At 61.6% G+C, this 18,246-nt stretch carries 14 protein-coding genes; 4 read left to right on the top strand and 10 right to left on the bottom strand.

All coding sequences use genetic code 11. The features are described from left to right. Positions 1-283 precede the first annotated feature (283 nt). Complete coding sequence (locus B3361_RS09905) at positions 284-421, top strand: hypothetical protein (RefSeq protein ID WP_225624677.1); 138 nt, start codon at positions 284-286, stop codon at positions 419-421. Positions 422-701: 280 nt separating this feature from the next. Continuing rightward, a complete protein-coding gene (locus B3361_RS09900; protein WP_054905255.1) occupies positions 702-1,259 on the top strand; it encodes a TetR/AcrR family transcriptional regulator in 558 nt (185 codons plus the stop codon). A gap of 85 nt (positions 1,260-1,344) precedes the next feature. Here B3361_RS09900 and B3361_RS09895 read toward each other — a convergent pair whose 3' ends face one another. From B3361_RS09895 to B3361_RS09885, 3 genes are read right to left on the bottom strand one after another with little or no spacing between them, the layout of a single operon-like run. Next, positions 1,345-2,748, bottom strand: a complete 1,404-nt coding sequence (locus B3361_RS09895) for an efflux transporter outer membrane subunit (RefSeq protein ID WP_054905256.1) — start codon at positions 2,746-2,748, stop codon at positions 1,345-1,347. Further along, on the bottom strand, positions 2,748-5,873 hold the full coding sequence (locus B3361_RS09890; protein ID WP_054905257.1) for an efflux RND transporter permease subunit: 3,126 nt from the start codon (positions 5,871-5,873) through the stop codon (positions 2,748-2,750). Before B3361_RS09890 ends, B3361_RS09895 begins: the two co-directional genes overlap by 1 nt. Before the next feature lie 15 nt (positions 5,874-5,888). After that, on the bottom strand, positions 5,889-7,022 hold the full coding sequence (locus B3361_RS09885) for a MexC family multidrug efflux RND transporter periplasmic adaptor subunit (RefSeq protein WP_054905258.1): 1,134 nt from the start codon (positions 7,020-7,022) through the stop codon (positions 5,889-5,891). Positions 7,023-7,086: 64 nt separating this feature from the next. Between B3361_RS09885 and B3361_RS09880 the strand changes: the two genes are divergently transcribed. Beyond that, the gene (locus tag B3361_RS09880) at positions 7,087-7,695 is read left to right on the top strand and encodes a TetR/AcrR family transcriptional regulator (protein WP_232892201.1); all 609 of its coding nucleotides are present in this window, start codon (positions 7,087-7,089) and stop codon (positions 7,693-7,695) included. Positions 7,696-7,741: 46 nt separating this feature from the next. Here the strand turns inward: B3361_RS09880 and B3361_RS09875 are convergent, their stop codons facing one another. Next, on the bottom strand, positions 7,742-8,941 hold the full coding sequence (locus B3361_RS09875) for a PucR family transcriptional regulator (protein ID WP_054905260.1): 1,200 nt from the start codon (positions 8,939-8,941) through the stop codon (positions 7,742-7,744). 292 nt (positions 8,942-9,233) lie between these two features. Between B3361_RS09875 and B3361_RS09870 the strand changes: the two genes are divergently transcribed. Continuing rightward, positions 9,234-10,103, top strand: coding sequence for a phytanoyl-CoA dioxygenase family protein (locus tag B3361_RS09870; RefSeq protein WP_054905261.1), 870 nt, complete (start codon positions 9,234-9,236; stop codon positions 10,101-10,103). 116 nt (positions 10,104-10,219) lie between these two features. Here the strand turns inward: B3361_RS09870 and B3361_RS09865 are convergent, their stop codons facing one another. From B3361_RS09865 to B3361_RS09840, 6 genes are all read right to left on the bottom strand, one after another. After that, on the bottom strand, positions 10,220-11,182 hold the full coding sequence (locus B3361_RS09865; protein WP_054905262.1) for a WD40/YVTN/BNR-like repeat-containing protein: 963 nt from the start codon (positions 11,180-11,182) through the stop codon (positions 10,220-10,222). Between the two features lie 10 nt (positions 11,183-11,192). Further along, entirely contained in the window at positions 11,193-13,607 is a 2,415-nt protein-coding gene (locus B3361_RS09860) for an efflux RND transporter permease subunit (RefSeq protein ID WP_054905263.1), read from the bottom strand. A gap of 8 nt (positions 13,608-13,615) precedes the next feature. Further along, positions 13,616-15,262: a DUF1302 domain-containing protein gene (locus B3361_RS09855; RefSeq protein ID WP_312158610.1), complete on the bottom strand. Its 1,647-nt coding sequence runs from the start codon at positions 15,260-15,262 to the stop codon at positions 13,616-13,618. Positions 15,263-15,286: 24 nt separating this feature from the next. Then, positions 15,287-16,675: a DUF1329 domain-containing protein gene (locus tag B3361_RS09850; protein WP_414703809.1), complete on the bottom strand. Its 1,389-nt coding sequence runs from the start codon at positions 16,673-16,675 to the stop codon at positions 15,287-15,289. Positions 16,676-17,180: 505 nt separating this feature from the next. Then, positions 17,181-17,828, bottom strand: coding sequence for a hypothetical protein (locus B3361_RS09845; protein ID WP_143492640.1), 648 nt, complete (start codon positions 17,826-17,828; stop codon positions 17,181-17,183). Positions 17,829-18,005: 177 nt separating this feature from the next. Beyond that, positions 18,006-18,221, bottom strand: a complete 216-nt coding sequence (locus B3361_RS09840) for a hypothetical protein (protein ID WP_054905267.1) — start codon at positions 18,219-18,221, stop codon at positions 18,006-18,008. Between the last annotated feature and the right edge of the window lie 25 nt (positions 18,222-18,246).

Below are 18,246 nucleotides of genomic sequence, written 5' to 3'. Positions count from 1 at the left end.
GCCTGCCGATTTCCAGCCTGGCGTCCACAGGGATCGAAGCCTTTTTCTAGGAGCCAAGAGTGAAAATTACCGGGCGGGCCGAGATTGAGGCCATTACTGATGTCACGTGTGACGTCTGCGGTAGCTCTACGCGCATGGCTGCGGGCATTTACCAGTGTAAGCGTCCGGCGAACTCACCTTCCGGGATCCAGCATTAAGGGCGAGGTGGTATGACGATATCTCCACACTGCTTGACGGCTACGACAGCTTTGAAGCTCGGGTCATCGGCTGCACCACAGGCGCGGTGACCTACTACTTTGCCAACAAGGAAGAAATGGTCAGCGCCATTGCGCAGACCCTGTTCGACAAGGTCGACCCACTACTGGCCATCGACCTCGATCATGTCGACATCAAGTCGCTCATTGAGCAGTGGCACCAATGATTGACGCTTTTATCGTCCTGATTTCCTCATCCAAAATCGCCAAGTCCTCAGTCGCCTTCCCTAATCCCGGCGCCACCCAGGAGTGCTTCATTCTGCCCCTGAACTTCGCCGCCTCCCTCGTTCTGGCACACCGAAGGAGGCGGTGCCGGTACACGTGCAAGCAAGCACCCGTACGTCTACTACCTGCAAGCCCTGGTTGAGCCATTATTTACTCAAATGGGTGTCCTATGAGTCGTTTTCCTTCACAATGCTTGCACGATATGCAGTGTGGAATCTTCTGATGCACCTCCCTACCGATGAGCGCCTGCTCAAAGCGCTGGCCGACGCGATCGTCGTCCACCCCCGAGCCACATTGAAGGAGCTGGCCGAGGCGGCGGGCGTGAGCAAGGCGACCCTGCACCGTTTCTGTGGAACCCGTGACAACCTGGTGAACATGCTGGAGCGCTATGGCAACCAGGTCCTCTCCCAGGTCATCGGCAACGCTGACCTGCACGGCAGCGACCCCAGCGCAGCCCTGCATCGCCTCATCGTCGAGCACCTCAAGCATCGCGAAATGATGATCTTTCTGCTCTTTCAGTACCGCCCGGACTCATTCGACGACAGCGAGGCGAACCGCCCGTGGCGGGCCTATGCCGACGCCCTGGATGCCTTCTTCCTGCGTGGCCAGCAAGCGGGCGCTTTCCGTATCGATATCAGCGCGGCGATCTTCACCGAAATGTTCCTTAGCATGGTGTATGGCATCGTCGATGCCGAACGACGCGGGAGAGCAGCCAGCGCCACATCCGTGCAGACGCTGGAGCTGCTATTCCTCGACGGCGCTGCGGCACCTGCTCGCTGACCTGCCTTCGCCAGCCCCAAAAAAGGCCCCAGGACATCAATCTCTGGGGCCAAGTGGCTGGACATGCCAACCAAAGGAGGCTGTTTCAGCCCTTGCCCGGCCAGCCGCCACCGAGTGCGCGGAATAGGTCGACCAACGCAAGCTGGCGCTGGGTACTGGCTTCGATGAAGGCTGCTTCGTTCACGTAGCTGTTGCGCTGCGCGTCCAGGTAACGCAAATGGCTGTCCACCCCACCCTCGTACCGCGCCTTGGCCAGCGCCAGCGTCGCACGGCTGGTGTCGACCAGGGCCCGGCGCGCGGTTTGTTCGCGGCGCAGGGTGTCGGCGGCAGCCAGCGCATCAGACACTTCGCGGAAGGCGACCTGGATCACGCCTTCGTAGGCGGCCACGGCCGAGTCCTTGCGTGCCTCGGCCAGGCTGAGCCCGGCCCGGTTGCGCCCGGCGTCGAACAACGGCAGTGACAACTGCGGCATGAAGCCCCAGCTACGCGAGCCACCGTCGAACAGCCCGGACATCTGCGTACTGGCGGTGCCAAAGCTGCCGGTCAGGCTGATACGCGGGAAAAAGGCGGCCCGTGCCGCGCCGATATCGGCATTGCGCGCACGCAGCCGGTGTTCGGCGGCGAGGATATCGGGACGGCGCTCGATCAATGCCGACGGCGCGCCCGGCGCAATGTCATTGAGCACCATCAGCTCATCCGGGCGCTCAACGGGCATCGCCTTGGCCGCCTCGGCGCTGCCCAGCAACAGCAACAGCGCGTTGTAGGCCTGGCGCTGCTGGCGCACGGTGACTTCGAGCTCGGCACGAGACTGCTCGACCAGCCCCAACGCCTCCTGATGGTCCAGCGCCGTTGCCGTGCCGGCAGCGCGACGCTGACCGACCAACGCCAGAGAGTCCTCGCGGCTGGTCAGGGTCTGGCGGGTCAGCGCCTGGCGCCGCTCGGCACCGTCCAAGGCCAGGTAGGCCTGGCTCACCTCGGCGATCAGGGCGATGCGTGCGGCACGCCCGACTTCCTCGGTGGCCAGGTACTGCTCTAGGGCCGCATCGCTCAGGTTTTTGACCCGTCCGAACAGGTCCACCTCATATTCCGGCAATGACAAGCCCACCTGATAAGTGCTGGTGACCCCTTCGCGGCCATCGTTCGAAAGTGCCGAAGGCAGGTGCTGGCGATTGCCCGCGGCGCTGGCGTTCAGCCCAGGCACCCGGTCGGCCCGCTGGATCCGGTACTGGGCGCGGGCCTGCTCGATGTCGAGCAGGGTCTGGCGCAAGGAGCGGTTGTTGTCCAGCGCACTGGCGATCAGCTGACGCAGCACCGGGTCGACAATGAACGCCTGCCACTGCATCTGCTCCACCGAAGGGCCGGCATGACCGGCAGCATCGCCCCATCCGGCCGCCACCGGTGCTTCTGGGCGCTGGTAGGTGGGCGCCAGGGAGCAACCGGTCAAGGTCAAGGACAGGACCAAGGGAAGCACACGATTGAATTTGATCATCACTTGGCAACCTCGACCGGTTGCTCAGGTACGGGCTTGCGCTTGAGCAGCGTCAACACCCAGACGAAACAGATCGGCACGAACACCACGCCCAACAAGGTGGCACTGAGCATGCCGCCGATTACGCCGGTGCCGATGGCGCGCTGGCTTGCCGCCCCCGCGCCGGAGGCGACGGCCAATGGCACCACGCCGAGGATGAACGCCATGGAGGTCATCACGATCGGACGGAAACGCAGGCGCGCGGCCTCGATGGCGGCGTCGCCCAGGCTGTAGCCCTTCTCCCACAGTTCCTTGGCGAACTCGACGATCAGGATGGCGTTCTTCGCCGCCAGGCCAATGATGGTGATCAGGCCGACCTTGAAATACACGTCGTTGGGCATGCCGGTGAGCGTCACCGCCCAGACCGCACCCAAGGCACCAATCGGCACGATCAACATGACCGTCAGCGGAATCGCCCAGCTTTCGTACAGCGCCACCAGCAGCAGGAACACCACCAGGATGGCCAGGGCGAACAGGCTGGCCGCCTGGCCGCTGGACACCTTCTCCTGGTAGGAAAGGCCCGTCCAGGCGTAGCCGATACCCGGCGGCAGCTCGCTGACCAGACGCTCCATCTCGGCCATCGCCTGGCCAGTACTGTGCCCCGGCGAAGCGTCGCCGGCGATGCGGATGGACGGGTAGCCATTGTAGCGCACCAGTTGCACCGGCCCCTCTTCCCACTGGATGGTGACGAAGGCGCTGAACGGCACCTGCTCGCCGTTGGCATTCGGGGCATAGAGGCGCAGTACGCTTTCGGGGGTCATGCGTTCGCCTTGCTCAGCCTGCACCACCACGCGCTGCTGGCGCCCGGCATTGGTGAAGTCGTTGATCACCGCCGAACCAAAAGCAGTGGCCAAGGTGCTGTTGATGGCCTCGAAGCTCACCCCCAGCGTTCGGGCTTTTTCCCGGTCGATGTGCACGCGCAACTGCGGCGCCTCGGCCAGGCCTTCCATCATCGCGTAGAGAATCACCGGATTGCCGTTGGCACGGGCCAGCAGTTGGTCACGGGCGGCGAGCAGTGCTTCACGGCCAAGGCCGCCACGGTCCATCAGGCGCAGGGCGAAACCACCGGAGTTGCCCAGGCCGTCGATGGGCGGTGGCATGACCGCAGTGATGGTGCCGTCACCGTTGGTGGCGAATTGTGCATTGATCGCTGCCGTTTCCGCCTCCGCCGATTGCGTCATGTCACGCTGCGACCAGTCCTTGAAGGTGGGGAACGCCAGTGCGGCGTTGTCGCCCTGGCCCGAGAAACTGAAGCCGCTGACGATGAACGAGTTGGCCACCGCCTCACGAGACATCAGGAATTTCTCCAACGCCTCGGCGGTGTAGTCGGTACGTACCCGGCTGGCACCTGGCGGCAGCTGTACGTCGACGACGCTGTAGCCCAGATCTTCAGCCGGCACGAAGGCCTCCGGCAGGCGCAGGTAGGAATAGCCCAGCACCACCAGGATGCCGACATACGCCAGCATCCAGCGCCCGGCACGCGCCACCAGCTCACTGCTGAGCAGCGAATAGCGCTCCGTGATACGGGCGAAGCCACGGTTGAATGCCCCGAAGAAACCGCCCTTCTCATGATAGCCATGAGGCACTGGCTTGAGCAGCGTGGCGCACAGCGCAGGCGTGAAGGTCAGGGCCAGGAAGCCGGAGAACAGGATCGAGACAGCCAGAGACACAGAGAACTGCTGATAGATCACCCCCACCGAACCGGACATGAACGCCAAAGGCAGGAATACCGCCGCCAGCACCAGGGTGATACCAATAATGGCTCCGGAAACCTGCCCCATGGCCTTGACGGTCGCCTCCACCGGCGACAGGCCTTCCTCGGCCATCAAGCGCTCGACATTCTCCACCACCACGATGGCGTCGTCCACCAGGATGCCGATGGCCAGCACCATGCCGAACATGGTCATCATGTTCACCGAAAAGCCGAGCAGTTTCATGATCATCAGCGTCCCGAGCAGGCACACCGGCACCACGATCGAGGGCACCAGGGTGTAGCGCACGTTCTGCAGGAACAGGAACATCACCAGGAACACCAGCACCATGGCTTCGATCAAGGTGTGGATGACCTTCTCGATGGCCACGTCGACGAAGCGCGAGGTGTCGTACGGCACCGAATACTCGACCCCTTCGGGGAAGAACTGCGACAGCTCGGCCAGGCGCTCCTTGACCTGCGTCGCTGTCTGGATGGCGTTGGCGCCCGGCGCCAGCTGCACCGCGCCGGCCACCGCCAGGTGGCCGTTCAGACGTGCCGACAGGTTGTAGTTCTCGCTACCGATGGCCATGCGCGCGACATCACCCAGACGCACGCTGGAGCCATCCGGGTTGGCGCGCAGGACGATGCCGGCGAACGCCTCCGGCGTGTCGAGGGTGCCCTGCACGGCCAGGGTCGCGGTCAGCTCCTGCTCGCTGGCGCCCGGCGTGCTGCCGAAGCTGCCGGCCGGCACCTGGACGTTCTGGCCGCGAATCGCCGCGTTGATATCGTCGATGGACAGGCCATAACCCACCAGCTTCTGCGGATCCACCCAGACCCGCATGGCCGCTTCGGACGCGAAGAACTGCAGCTTGCCCACGCCGGGCACGCGCAGCAGTTCGTTGTTGATGTTGCGCGCGGCATAGTCGGCCAGGGCCGTGGTATCGCCACGGTTGCCGACCGTGCTGGTCAGGGCGTAGATCAGCAGGAAACCGGAGCTGGCCTGCTCGACTTTCAGCCCTTGGGTCAGCACCGCCTGAGGCATACGCGCCTCGGCCTGTTTCAAGCGGTTCTGCACATCGACCTGCGCCATGTCCGGATCGGTGCCAGGCTCGAAGGTCACCATCACTTCGGCCACGCCGTTGGAGTTGTTGGTCGACTCGTAGTACAGCAGGCCCTTGGCGCCGTTGAGCGACTGTTCGATGATGCTGGTCACCGACTCCACCATGACCTTGGCCGAAGCGCCGGGGTAGGAGGCAGTGATGGAAATCTGCGGTGGCGCCACGTTGGGGTACTGGGCCACGGGCAAGGATGGAATCACCAGCAATCCTGCCAGTGAAATGAACAACGCCACGACCCAGGCAAAGTTCGGGCGATGGATGAAAAACCTGGACATCTCACGTTCCTCGCGTCACTGGGCGGCAGCCGTTTGTTGCTGTGCCGGCGCCACCGGCATACCGGGTGCCAACCCTGCCGGGCTACCGACGATCACCTGATCACCTGGCTCGAGCCCTTCGTTGATTTGCCAACGCGAGCCTTGCATCACACCGGTTCGCACGACGCGTGCCTCGGCGATGCCATTGGCGGCTACCATGACCCGTGCCTGGCCATCGCTGCCTCGCTGGACCGCACGCTGAGGAACCAGGATGGCGTGGTTGTCGGTACCTTGAGGTGCGCGCACGCGCACATACATGCCCGGCAAGAGGGTGCCGTCGGCATTATCGAAACGCCCACGCAGGACGACCTGGCCGGTACCGCGGTCCACACTCACATCGGTGAACATCAGCTCGCCTGAACGCTGGAAATCGGTGCCTTCCACTTGCGCGGTCAGACGCTGGCTGTCGGCCGAGAGTGCGCCGTCCTTGACCGCCTGTCGCAGGCGCAGCGCGTCAGCAGCTGACTGCGTGAAGTCAATGTAGATCGGGTCGAGTTGCTGTATCCGCGCCATCAGCGTCGCCTCCCCCTGCCCCACCAAAGCGCCTTCGGTGGCCAGCGCACGGCCAATGCGTCCGGAGATCGGCGCAGTGACGGTGGCGTAACCCAGGTTAAGGCGTGCGGCCTGCACATCGGCCTGCGCGGAACGAATCGCCGCACGGGCACTGCGCAACTCGGCAGTGGCGCTGTCGAAATCCTGCTGGCTGACCGCCTCGATCTTGACCAGCGGCTCATAGCGCTTCACACGCGCCTGGGCTTCCTGGTGCACGGCCTGGGCACGGGCGAGGTCCGCCTCGGCGCGGGCCAGGGCGGCCTTGAACGGCGCCGGGTCGATCTGGAACAGCACATCCCCCGCCTTGACGTCAGCCCCTTCCTCGAAGCGCTTGTGCAACACGATACCCGGCACCCGCGCCCTTACCTCTGCGACCCGCATCGGCTCGACCCGGCCCGGCAACTCAGCGGCCAGGGTCACCTGCTCGGAGGCCAACGTCACGATTTCCACCGGGTAGCTCGCATTGGCTGCGCCGTCCTGCTCTGCTGCGGGCTCGCACCCGGCCAAGGCAATCGCCACGGCCAGTACGCCCACTCTTATCGAACCTGTCTTGCCCATCACTCACCCGAGCCTTGATTGAAAACGGGGCGAATGCTACTTTCCAAACCCATATGAGTCAATTATGTCTCACGAAAATCAAACAAGACTCCTCATGACCACTTCAGGCTTCCCTCCTTCATCGCTTTCCACCAAGCTGGTGAATGCCCTCTATGCCGCTGCCGCCTTGCGACCCAGAGCGTCCATGGGTGAACTGGCGGCGTTGGCGGGCATCAGCCGGGCTACCTTGCACCGTTACTGTGGGACGAGAGAAAACCTCGATAGCCAGCTCGAACAGCACGCCAAAAACACGCTCATGCAGATCCTCGACAACAGCGGCGCGCTGGCTTCCACAGAGCCCCTGGCCGCGTTGCGTCAGCTGATTCGCGAACACCTGGCCCAAGGCGAACTGATCGCCTTCCTGGCTTCCCGTTACCCTGTGCACATGAGCGTGCAGCACGAGCTGCGGTTTTATCTGGAAAGGCTCGATGCGTTGTTCTTCAGCGGCCAGCGACAGGGTGTATTTCGAGCGGATGTCACCGCGGCGCTGCTGACCGAGATGTTCTTATCGCTGTTGCACGGCATGGTCGATGCCCGCCAGCGAGGGCATGCGCCAAGCGAGCGTGCAAAGATGCTGGAGAACGCGTTTTTGCAGGGCATTGCAACGCGGGCACCCTGTTGGGCGCCCGCGTAGGGCAACAGCCGTGAAGCGCCATTGCGCCAAAGGAAGGGGATAACCGCTATTGCTCGTCGCCATCGAGCGGCGTACTCCAGATCACCAGCTCAAGAGCGGCGGCGATCTGGATGCGATGATCGGCAAGCGGGACAGGCAGCAGGTCCTGGGCGCGCTCCAGCCGGCGAAGCAAGGTATTGCGATGGGTACCCAGCACCTCGGCGGTCTGGGTGATGCTGCAGCCATTGGCCAGGAAGGCGTGCAACGAATGCTGAAGCACCGTGGGTTCGGTCGCCAGGCGCCCCAGGGTGCTCAAGACGAACTGCCTGGCCGCGCGGGCATCCTGGGTCATCAACGACACCATCCTCACCTGATCGATCGTGGCAACGGCGGGTGAACCCGCCAAGCGGCCCATCACCCGCTGGGTGGTCAAGGCTTCTAGGTGCGAGCGCCGGAAGCCATTCATCCCCGCGCCCGCCGAACCGATTGCCGCGCGAATCTTGGGAAATTGTCGAGCGACGCCTTGCAGCAGGTATAGGTCCAGCGGCTTTGCCGCATTGCTCCAGGCCCACAGGGTCGCAGGGCCCGCAAATACGATCAGGGGCGCCACCGTGCCCGTGAGCTGCGCCAGGGCACGCGCCATATCTTCCAGGGGGCGAATCTCGGCGTCCGGGGTTTCGCTCCAGATGAGGCAGGCATGGTGTCTCTGCGCAAGGCTGTAGCCCAGTCGCCTGCCGAACTGCTCCGCGTCCACATCCCTGCCATCGAGCAGCCGGCTGACCAGGCTGCGTTTATCGACAGGATCATCATGGGTCTGGGCGTTCTTTTCTTCGAGGATGATCTGCGTCACCACACGCATGTTGCTGTCGATGAATTCCGAGATCGAACGCGACGAGACCTTCAGGAATTCCTCGAGCACCACGGGATCCTGCGTCAGGCTGAAGGCCATCTTCATCCACAGGTCCCAGGCTGCGTTCTGTGTCGACCTTGCAACATTCATCAGCAGCTCGGACAGCCCCCTGCGGGCGAGCTCCCTGGCCGTGTCCACCATGTCAGCAGACACGTAGGGCTCCACCGGCTCACCAGGGCGCTGCAGGTTGGCATTGGCCCAATGCAGCAACTCTGCTCGGTTGGCGCGCCGGCACGACGCGAGGATGACCGGGTCCTCCAGCAACCTGGCATCTTCGGGTGAAGAGAACAGTGACTGGTTCAGCCGCTCGACCCACTCAGGGGGCAGCGCCTGAGCGAGTTCGGCGCCTTTGCGCATAAGCTCGCGAACGGCTTCCGAGGGGCGTGGCCAGGGCGATGGCGTGCTGGTCATGGGCGGTGCAAATCACTCAAAAATCGGCTGGAAAATGGTGCAGTTCGTACCTTGGCGCAGGGCCAGTGCAAACCTAGCATGAACTCACTGCCTGAACAAAAAGAACAAGGAGGCACCGTGGCGCTCCATGTCCCTTTCCTGGGTTTAGCGCAGTAGCAAGCAGGCCTGTTTCCTGATGCCCGTTGATCAAACGTCAACCCGCCTGCGCAACCGTTCCTTTCAATCTGGAGTGTTCTCAATGTCAGCCTCTCGCAACTCCACGCCAAGCCTGCCAGTTGTAACCCGCTCGACTTCCGCGCAAGAAATTGCGCTGCTGAGCGACCAGGCAGGTGCCGTAATCATCCGCAACTTCATGACCCCTGAACAAGTCGCACGAATCAACAGCGAACTCGACGCCCCCCTGGCCGCGCTCGATGCCGGCTCCAGGCACGAGCACGCGCTGATCGCCGAGTTCCATGGCCACCAGACCAAACGGCTTACCAACCTCGTCACTCACAGCAAGACCTTTCGTGAGGAAATTCTCGATGACGACCTCTTTCACGAACTGGGGAACGTGCTTTACGCCCCGGAGTGCGGTGACTGGTGGCTGACCACGGCCCAGTTGATCGAGATCGGCCCAGGCAGCAAAGCGCAAATGCTGCACCGTGACATGATGCAGTACCAACCGTTCGTGGCCATGAACAGGCATGCGCCACGCGCCATCACCAACCTGATGCTGGCGCTGAGCGATTACACTGAGGAAAACGGCGCCACGCGCTTGATCCCCGGGAGCCAGGATTGGGATGACTTTTACGATACAGGAACCCCAGAGATGACGATCCCCGCCCTGTTGAAAGCCGGCGATGCCATGCTGTTCGGCGGGAAAGTCGTTCATGGCGGCGGTGCCAACGTGACCGCCGACCATTACCGTCGCGGGCTGACCATCCCTATGCAGGCTTCGATCATCACGCCTGAAGAAGCCTACCCGTTGATCGTGCCGCTCGAGCTGGTACGCACGCTTTCTCCACGGGTCCAGAAGATTCTCGGTTTCCGCTCCCAATACCCCAATGGCAGCCCTGGCCTTTGGCAACATAACTACGCAGACCTGGCGGATTACCTTCAGCTCTAGCGTCCAGCGTTGACTTGCCTGGGCCTGATGGTGCCACGACCACCCAGACGCCCAGGCAAGGAAACACGCCAGGCATCGCTTTGCGATGCCTGGCCTCTGAACGAGTGGCCGGCCCTTCACTCCTGGCAGGGCATAACCCCTCGGCGTGAAAACAAGACAGGTACGCCCTCGGCGTTGAACAACGCCGCCGTCAGTGAAAGGCCATCAGCGGTCTGCGTTTCCTGAAAACTGTGCCCGTCATCGCTGCTCTGCACGCTCAGCCCATCCAGCCCGACCGCCAACACACGAGAGCCCGCTACCGCTACGCTCGTGACAGAGCCTTTGCTTTGCGTTGGCACTCGGCGAAAGCCCTTGCCGTCCGCTGAACCCTGCAACAGGGTGCCGCGCTGGCCACCCAGCAGCAGACGCCCATCGGCCAGTACTGCGCCAGACCACAGGGTGCCTTCGTAGCCGGTATCCAGGTAACGCCAGTTCTTCCCCTGGTCTTCGGAATGCAGCACCTGCCCATGCTCGGCCGTGGCGTACAGCCTGCCGCGGCTGTCGGCAAACAACCCCATCAGGTTGAGGTCGGCCCGCTTGGCCCCCGGCGGAGCCTGCAGCGGCTGCTCAGCCCACGTCTGGCCCCCATCTTCGGTCGTCAGCACCAACGACCAGAGGCCTACTGCAACACCCTGCCGGGCATTGAAGAAGTGCACCGCGAACAGTGGCCGGTCTTCCTCGGTGGCCAGTCGCTGGGCCCGCCAGGACTCCCCGCCATCGGTGGTGGCCAAGATCGCGCCCCAGTGGCCAACCGCCCAGCCGCGTTTGGCATCCACGAAAGACACGCCCGTCAATGGCGTGGACAGCGGTACCGACCTCGCCTGGCGCCACTGCATGCCCTGATCGTCGGACAACAGCACGACACCGTGGTCGCCCACGGCCACCATGCGCGCCCCCGCCCAACCGGCGGCCAGCATGGTGGCCTGCGTGGCATTGCTCGCCTGTACGGCCGGTACGGCCTGCAACGGCGCGGCCTGAAGAGACATCAGCGGCACTGCTGCTGCGAGCAAGGCTGCGGTGAATGAAACCCTGAACTTCATGCTTCTCTCCTCAGTGCACCAGCGCGCCAATCATGCGCACGGGGCGCTTACGTGGGAATACCCGCTCCAGCCACACGGCGAAGGCCGGCAGCACGGTCATGGCCATGACCATGTTGACGATGAACATGAAGGCCAGCAGCTTGCCCATGTCGGCCTGGAACTTGAGTTCCGAGAAGGCCCAGGTGGCCACGCCCACAGCCAGGGTGATGGCAGTGAAAATAGTGGCGACACCCACTTCGAGCAGCGCGTATTCCACGGCCTTGGTAATCGACTGCCCATGAGCCAGGTGCAGTTGCAGACGGTTGTAGATGTAGAAGGCGTAATCGACGCCGATGCCCACCGCCAGCACCATCACCGGCAAGGTGGCGATGGTCAGTCCGATCTGCAGCTCCTTCATGAACCAGTAGCCAATGAAGGTGCCGATGGTCAGCGGCAGGCAACACACCAGGACTGCCCGCAAGTCGCGATACACCACGAACACCAGCAATGCGATGGCGGCATAGACATAAAGCAGCATGGGTGTTTCGCTTTTTTCCACTTCTTCGTTGATGGCTGCCAGCACCCCGGCGTTGCCCGAAGCGAGGCGCACCGAGATGCCTGGCAGGGGGTATTCGCTGCGGAATGCCTTGGCGGCATCCACTACCCGGTTGATCGTGGTGGCTTTGTGATCGGCCAGGTACAGGTGCACTGCGGTCATGCTGCAGTCGGTGCGCATCAGCCCGGGCGTGCGCGCAACCTCGGTAGCCAGGGCGGCGTAGTTCATCGGGTCGATGGGCACCGCTGCCATCTTCGGGTTGCCTTCGTTGTAGCCCTCATTGAACTGGCGCATGTTGCTGGAGAACGACGTTACCGACAGGACACCGGGCACCCCCTGCATAGCCCACACGAAGCGATCCTGGTACTGGCCCAGGGCAACATCCTCGCAGGCCAACTGGCTGTCTTCGCCAGAGGGCTCCTTGTTGACTTCGAACACCACGCTGAGCCAGTCCAGGCCAATGTCGTAGTTGCCGGCGATGGAAACCGCATCGCGATTGAAGCGGGCGTCTTCGCGCAACTCCGGCGCGCCCGCCTGCAGCGTGCCCACGACACGGTCATGGCTTTGCCAGATCGCCACCAGGAATACCACCAAGGCAAAGCCAAGCACCCATTGTGCCCTGCGTGGCTCGGCGAGCCGGGCCAGGCCACGCAGCCAGCGGGTGCGGCGCTGCCGGGACACTTCCTGGGCGGCTGCGTACTTGTCATCGACACTCAGCAGCGAGGCCATCAACGGCAACATCACCAGGTTGGTGATGATCTTGTAGGCCACGCCAAGCGAGGCCGTGATCGCCAGTTCCCGCACCATAGGGATCGGGATCAACAACAGCGTCACGAAGGAAACCAGCGCGGTCACCAGCGCCAGCGTCCCGGGAATCAGCAACCCCGTGAAGCTCGAACGCGCCGCCGCTTCGGCGCTCTTGCCGGTGGCGATCTCGCGGACGATGAAGTTGATTTGTTGCACGCCATGGGACACCCCGATGGCGAATACCAGGAAGGGCACCAGCACCGCCAACGGGTCGAGCCCGTACCCCAACAGGCGCAGGCTACCGAACTGCCACACCAGCGAGGCCAGCGAACAGACCAGGGCCAGCAGCGTGAAGCGCAGCGAGTGGCAATACCAATACACCGCCCCCGCCGTCAGCAGCAACGCCAGCAGACAGAACTCCAGCACGGCTGAAGCCCCGTCAGCAATATCACCGATCTGCTTGGCAAAACCGATGATCTGGATTTCGAAATCGCCATCCTCGAATTGCTGGCGGATCTCTTTCTCCAGCCTGTGGTTGAACGCCACATAGTCAAGGTGCGCACCATCGGTGTCGTATTCGTTGAGTTCCACCGTGATCATCGCACTGCTCTGATCCCGGGAAACCAGCGTGCCGATGAAACCACCCTGGGCGGTGGAGCTGGCGATCGTCGCGATGACCTGGTCATCCAGGTGCTCGGGCGAAACCGTTCCTGGTACCAGTGGGTCAGCGCGAAAACCTTCTTCGGTGATTTCGTTGACGAAGGCATTGGGCGTCCACAACGAACGCACGCTGCTGCGCGAAACCCCCGGTAGGAAGGTCACCGCCTGGGTGACGTCATACAGCCGTTTCAGGCCCGGGGCGCTCCAGATATCGCCCTGTCGGGCCTTGACCACGATGGTCAGCCGGTTCGCTCCCAGCAGGTCGTTGCGATAGGCCTCGAATGTCTTGATGTATTCGTGGCCTACCGGCAATTGCTTTTCGAAGCCTGCATCCATGCGCAGTTGCACGGCGAACCAGCCCATGATCAGCGTAAACACCGCCAGGCTCGCCAGCACCAGACGACGATGCCCGAAGAACACACCCTCGACACGTGACAGCAGGCCAGGTGCCGGAGCTTCGGATAACTTTACAGAACCGTTCACGGCGGACCTCACAAGGTGCGGGAAATCGCGATGCCGACATAGTCGCGGTCACGATAAAGCTGGTCGTAGGGCGTGTCGCCGCCCATGAACTTCGCGTAGTTGAGGGAGATCTGCCAACTGGCCGGGTTTCGCACGAAGTTCAGATACAGGTTCATGCTGCTCGCGTCTTCGGTGAAGGTCGCACTCAGGTTCGGCGTCCTGCCCCCCAGCGAGCGCGAGTAGAAGACACCTGGCGTGACCTGCCAACCCGGCAGCAACGTGCCGTCATAGGTCAGGCTGAAGTCCAGGTTGATGCCAGAGGACGTCTTGTCGCCACGAGGCTTGGGCGCTGTCGCAGGGTCCAGCTGCCAGGTATTGAGCCCTGCAGCGAGTGGCTCGCCATTGACCTCGTTATGCAGCCCTGGGTATTTGATGACCACAAGCTCGGACAGCAAGGTGCCAGTACTGGCTCCGGTGAAGTCGAGCAGCGTCGGGGAGTTCGAAGGCGTGAAGCTGTACAGGCCGGTGAGATGCCACTGGAACTTCTTTTCGTCCTTCCAGCATTTGCCGCCATTGCTGGAGCATAGGTCGATCACCGGGTTGAGCATGACTGAATCCTTGGGCCGGTACGAAAGCTCCGTACCGACGGCCCAGTCACCGATAGGCATGTTGGCACTGATGCCATACATCATCCGGTCTTCCTGGTACTCCCAGGTGGGGGCAGCGGCGAAGGTGTCCGGGTCAAGAATGGCGACGCGCAATGACGGCAACTTGTCGTGATAACGCATCACGTAGAAGCCGTAGTTTATGTCGCTGTCCTCTGGTTGCCAGCGCAGCGAAAGGCCCCACTGGCCGCTGTCGCGGGCGTCCTTCTCGGAGAACCCGTAGTCCCCCCTGCCCTCACCCAGCGCGTTGTTGGTGGACCAGTAGCTGCCCACCGGCGGCAACTCGCTCTTGTTCCAGCGGAACTGATAGTAGGCCTCGACGTTGACACCCGAGCCAAGGCCCGAAGCGACACTGAGCATCGGCGCGGGCAGCACGGCCTCCTTGAGCTGCACGCCGGGACGTGCCAGGGCCTGGTAGTCGTAGGCGTTGGTGTTGTTGATGCCACCGGCCACGAACAGGCTTTCACCCCAGTTGATCACCTGGTTGCCCAGGCGCGCGCGGACCCGCTGCCCGCCCATGTCGAAGCCTTTGCTCACCCACAGGTCCAGCAGGCGAGCCTTGAAGGCGAGGTCGTCGCGGGCGTCGTCACTCAGCCCGTTGCTGCCGACGCTCTGTGGGGTGTTGAACGACAGCGTGCCGGTGGTATCGGTGGCAGCGAAGTCGCGGATCCAGGTCCCGCGCGCCATGAAGGTGAAGTCTTCGGGCATCTTCAGCAACAGCTCATGGGTACCCTTGAGGTAGTTGGTGAACAAGTCGCCGCGGTCGTAGTTCAGGTCGCCCTGGTCCGCCACGCCGGAACTCTGCGCCAGGCAGCCGGAGGGCACGTTGTGCCCGGTCGGCCCCTGGTTGATCAGGTTGCAGCCCCGCGACTCGGTACGCAGGCCCATGCCTGCGGTGATCGTGGAGTCGAAGGAGCCATTGAGGGTTTCGGTTTCAAAGGTGAACCCCATTGCCAGTGGGGTTGCGCACACGATGACAAGGCCTGACGCTTTCGTAATTATTTTTTTCATGTGGGCTCTCGATCTGGCGTCGGTTTAGCGCTCGCTGATGGCTCGCAGGTTGTCGGAGGTGAAGAAGTCGCGTTTCAGGCGAGGGTTGCCACTGTCTTCGGTGAGCCAGCGAATATCGTTCTTGCCCGCGCCGATCGAGGTCATGTCGAACAGGTAACGATGATCGGCGAGGTTGTACTGGACCTGGGCCTGCACATCGCACGCGCCGGTCTCGTAGACGGGGATCGAGAACCCTTCACGCACCTTCCAGATCTGCCCTTGCTTGTCATAGTCAACGGCCAGCAACGGGTTCCAGCTGTCCTCGTCGATGTAGAACAGGCGCTTGGGTGCTTGGTGGCGCATGCCCTGGCGAACATTGGCCTCGACGACCCAGACACGATGCAATTCGTAGCGGCGCGACTGTGGCGCGATGGAATCGTCGCCGGCGAAGCTTTCCACCTTGGCTGCGGTGTCATAGGCGCCAAAGGCGTTGTACGGCACCAGCAGCTCCTGCTTGCCGATCAGTTTCCAATCGAAGCGGTCCATGGCTCCGAAGAACACGTTCGCCTCATCGACGGTGTATTGGTTGTCCAGCCCGATCTGCGGAGCGTCGTAGGAATACGATGGCATGCGCCTGACCCGACGCTGGCCGGGGAAATAGTAGAAGGTGGTGGCCTGCTCGCCGGCTACAGTCGTCTGCACACCAGCCTGGCCGGCCAGCGCCGCTGGCTCCCGGTAACTGGAGAAGGTGGCGTTTTCTAAGCGGCCAATGGACGAAAAAAGTGCACTGCCTTTCTTTCCCCAGGGCGTGAAGAAAAAGGTGTCTGACGACTGGCGTAACCACTCCCCACCCTTGCGCGGCGAAATGCCTGAAATGCTTTTAGGAATCTCGACACCAAGGCCGCGATAGCGCATCTTCATGTTCCACATCACCTCTGCGCCTGTACTGGGCAGAGGGAACGGGATGCCCGGCACATGGGCGTCCTCGAGGGCAACCCCTGTGGAGTCGAGCTTGGCGAAGCCAATGTTCTGCCGCGTGTTATCCGCCACGAAGTCCGGTACGCCACAGGTGCGGCGGGTCGGGTAGACCTCCATGCGATAGCCCGGAATCTTCTTGAACAGTTCGAGCTGGCCGGGGGACAGCTTGCTCGCATACTGCGCCACGCTATTCGAGTCGATGCTGTAGAGGGGTTTGTCATCCTTGAACTTCCAGTGGTCCCCTCGCACCTGGCCATAGCTCCAGCCCCCCCCTTGCGGCCCCGGAGCAGTCCAGGCCGGAATATCCCCGCTTGAACTAGCAGCCACCTCACCGCCCAATGGCGTCAGCTTCGAACCCAGCTCCCCGGCCCCCTGGGGTGCGGCCTGTACCGAGCACATCGCGGTCGATACCGCAAGGGTAACCAGCAGCTGCCTGAAAATACAGCCGGCGGACATGTCGTCTTTCTGCCCTGTAAATACTTCTTTCATTGAAGGCTCCTCGAACAAAGGGCCTGGACCGGCAACCCCACCATCCACACGGAAATGGGCACCTATCGCAAGCTGATCATTTGACATGGTCAGGTGACCATGTCAAATGATCAGAAAGCAATCCACATGCCAGAAGTCTCGTGGAATGATTAAGTTAAATAAATCAGGTGTTTAGTCGATAGTGACGATCTATGTTCCTCAGATGCCTGCACCTTAATGGGAAGTAAAGAAACATGTGTTACCAGCGCATGCCCAACCATGATGCATTGCTAATTATACTTACCCATTGCACGCTGCCGTTTACATTGAGCAAGCCTTAAATATTTCCATTGGAAACCCAACCATGGAAATTAATCAATTACCCATAAAAAAACCGCCCCTGGAGGCGGTAAAGATGCGGGCCCATGGCCCGACATGGAGTTACTTCGAATCAAGGGATTGGCGGCACAACGACGCACCTGCGCCGCTCAATTCAACGAACATTGAGTAACGCCTCAACTGAGGCACTTCTAGAACGCTGAAGTGCACCATAGGCATAGAATGATTGCACAATCGAGTACGACCAAGTCAAGAAAGCAAAGGTCATGAATACCACCTTTGAATCGTCACCCGGAATCGGAAAGAAGTCATACCGGAATGCTATCGTTAGCCCCGCCACTCCGCCCAAGGTGGTAGCCAGCGCATGCAGAAGCTCTCTGGCACAAACCAGTCGCCAAATGAAATAGGCCAGGTACGCTGTGTAAGCCAGCCACATCACCATATAAAAATAAGGCAGGAACTGCTTGAATGAACTCGACATGAAGTAAATGGCTGCAACCGTAAAGCCCGCCAGGAAAAACACAATGTCATTCACCGGGGACGGCTTGTAATCGTGCGTTACCGCCATCAAGCCAAGCGTTGCAATAACAGGAATACCAACGCCCCGGGAAAAAGCATCGAGGAATATGGCAACGTTATAATTTGCCAGCCAGCCCGTAACGAGGAAGATCGCGAAATTCGTTGCGGATATCCCGACAATCAAAAACTCTCCGCCGAGCAGATAATTTCTTCGCCCGATGAATGCCGCCCCATAATACAAGCCACAGATGATTAGCAATATACATGAGCCCAGGATACTCACTTCTATCAGTTCCACGAGAACAGCCTCTCTCAATCTGAGGATCGACATCACATTGCATGTCGAAATCGGCAACCAATCGCACGACTATTGCAAACCCAATCAGCGGGGAAATACGGGCTGAATTATTTGACCTGCACCGGTAACTTAAGTTATACGAGCAGGTCAGCATGGCCGCGATTAATCGACCAGAGACCTCAGGTCGCTGTCGATTTTATTCAGCGTTTCCTGAGAAATAAACCCGCCGGAATATTTTGCCGCCGTCACTAAGGCAAAGCCACGGGCCATGCCAATTTGTGGGTGTTTACCGATACCGGGCAGGTGCTTTTCAAGGATCTGGCTCGTAGTGCTGTTATCCAGCAGCTCGCCAACTTTCGAGTCGATTGAGAACGCCATGGTGTCATCTCCTTGGTTGCGCCCA

Origin of the sequence: Pseudomonas sp. UBA6699 (genome assembly GCF_002454615.1) — a bacterium.
GTDB lineage: Bacteria > Pseudomonadota > Gammaproteobacteria > Pseudomonadales > Pseudomonadaceae > Aquipseudomonas > Aquipseudomonas juntendi.
This window is presented reverse-complemented; position numbering and strand designations above follow the sequence as displayed.

Excerpts from the sequence above, each read along its gene's own strand:
- B3361_RS09875 (WP_054905260.1), bottom strand. The coding sequence starts at position 8,941 with ATGCGCAAAGGCGCCGAACTCGCTCAGGCGCTGCCCCCTGAGTGGGTC.
- B3361_RS09880 (WP_232892201.1), top strand. The coding sequence starts at position 7,087 with ATGTCTCACGAAAATCAAACAAGACTCCTCATGACCACTTCAGGCTTC.
- B3361_RS09865 (WP_054905262.1), bottom strand. The coding sequence starts at position 11,182 with ATGAAGTTCAGGGTTTCATTCACCGCAGCCTTGCTCGCAGCAGCAGTG.
- B3361_RS09895 (WP_054905256.1), bottom strand. The coding sequence starts at position 2,748 with ATGATCAAATTCAATCGTGTGCTTCCCTTGGTCCTGTCCTTGACCTTG.
- B3361_RS09885 (WP_054905258.1), bottom strand. The coding sequence starts at position 7,022 with ATGGGCAAGACAGGTTCGATAAGAGTGGGCGTACTGGCCGTGGCGATT.
- B3361_RS09840 (WP_054905267.1), bottom strand. The coding sequence starts at position 18,221 with ATGGCGTTCTCAATCGACTCGAAAGTTGGCGAGCTGCTGGATAACAGC.
- B3361_RS09890 (WP_054905257.1), bottom strand. The coding sequence starts at position 5,873 with ATGTCCAGGTTTTTCATCCATCGCCCGAACTTTGCCTGGGTCGTGGCG.
- B3361_RS09870 (WP_054905261.1), top strand. The coding sequence starts at position 9,234 with ATGTCAGCCTCTCGCAACTCCACGCCAAGCCTGCCAGTTGTAACCCGC.
- B3361_RS09850 (WP_414703809.1), bottom strand. The coding sequence starts at position 16,675 with ATGTCCGCCGGCTGTATTTTCAGGCAGCTGCTGGTTACCCTTGCGGTA.
- B3361_RS09855 (WP_312158610.1), bottom strand. The coding sequence starts at position 15,262 with ATGAAAAAAATAATTACGAAAGCGTCAGGCCTTGTCATCGTGTGCGCA.
- B3361_RS09900 (WP_054905255.1), top strand. The coding sequence starts at position 702 with ATGCACCTCCCTACCGATGAGCGCCTGCTCAAAGCGCTGGCCGACGCG.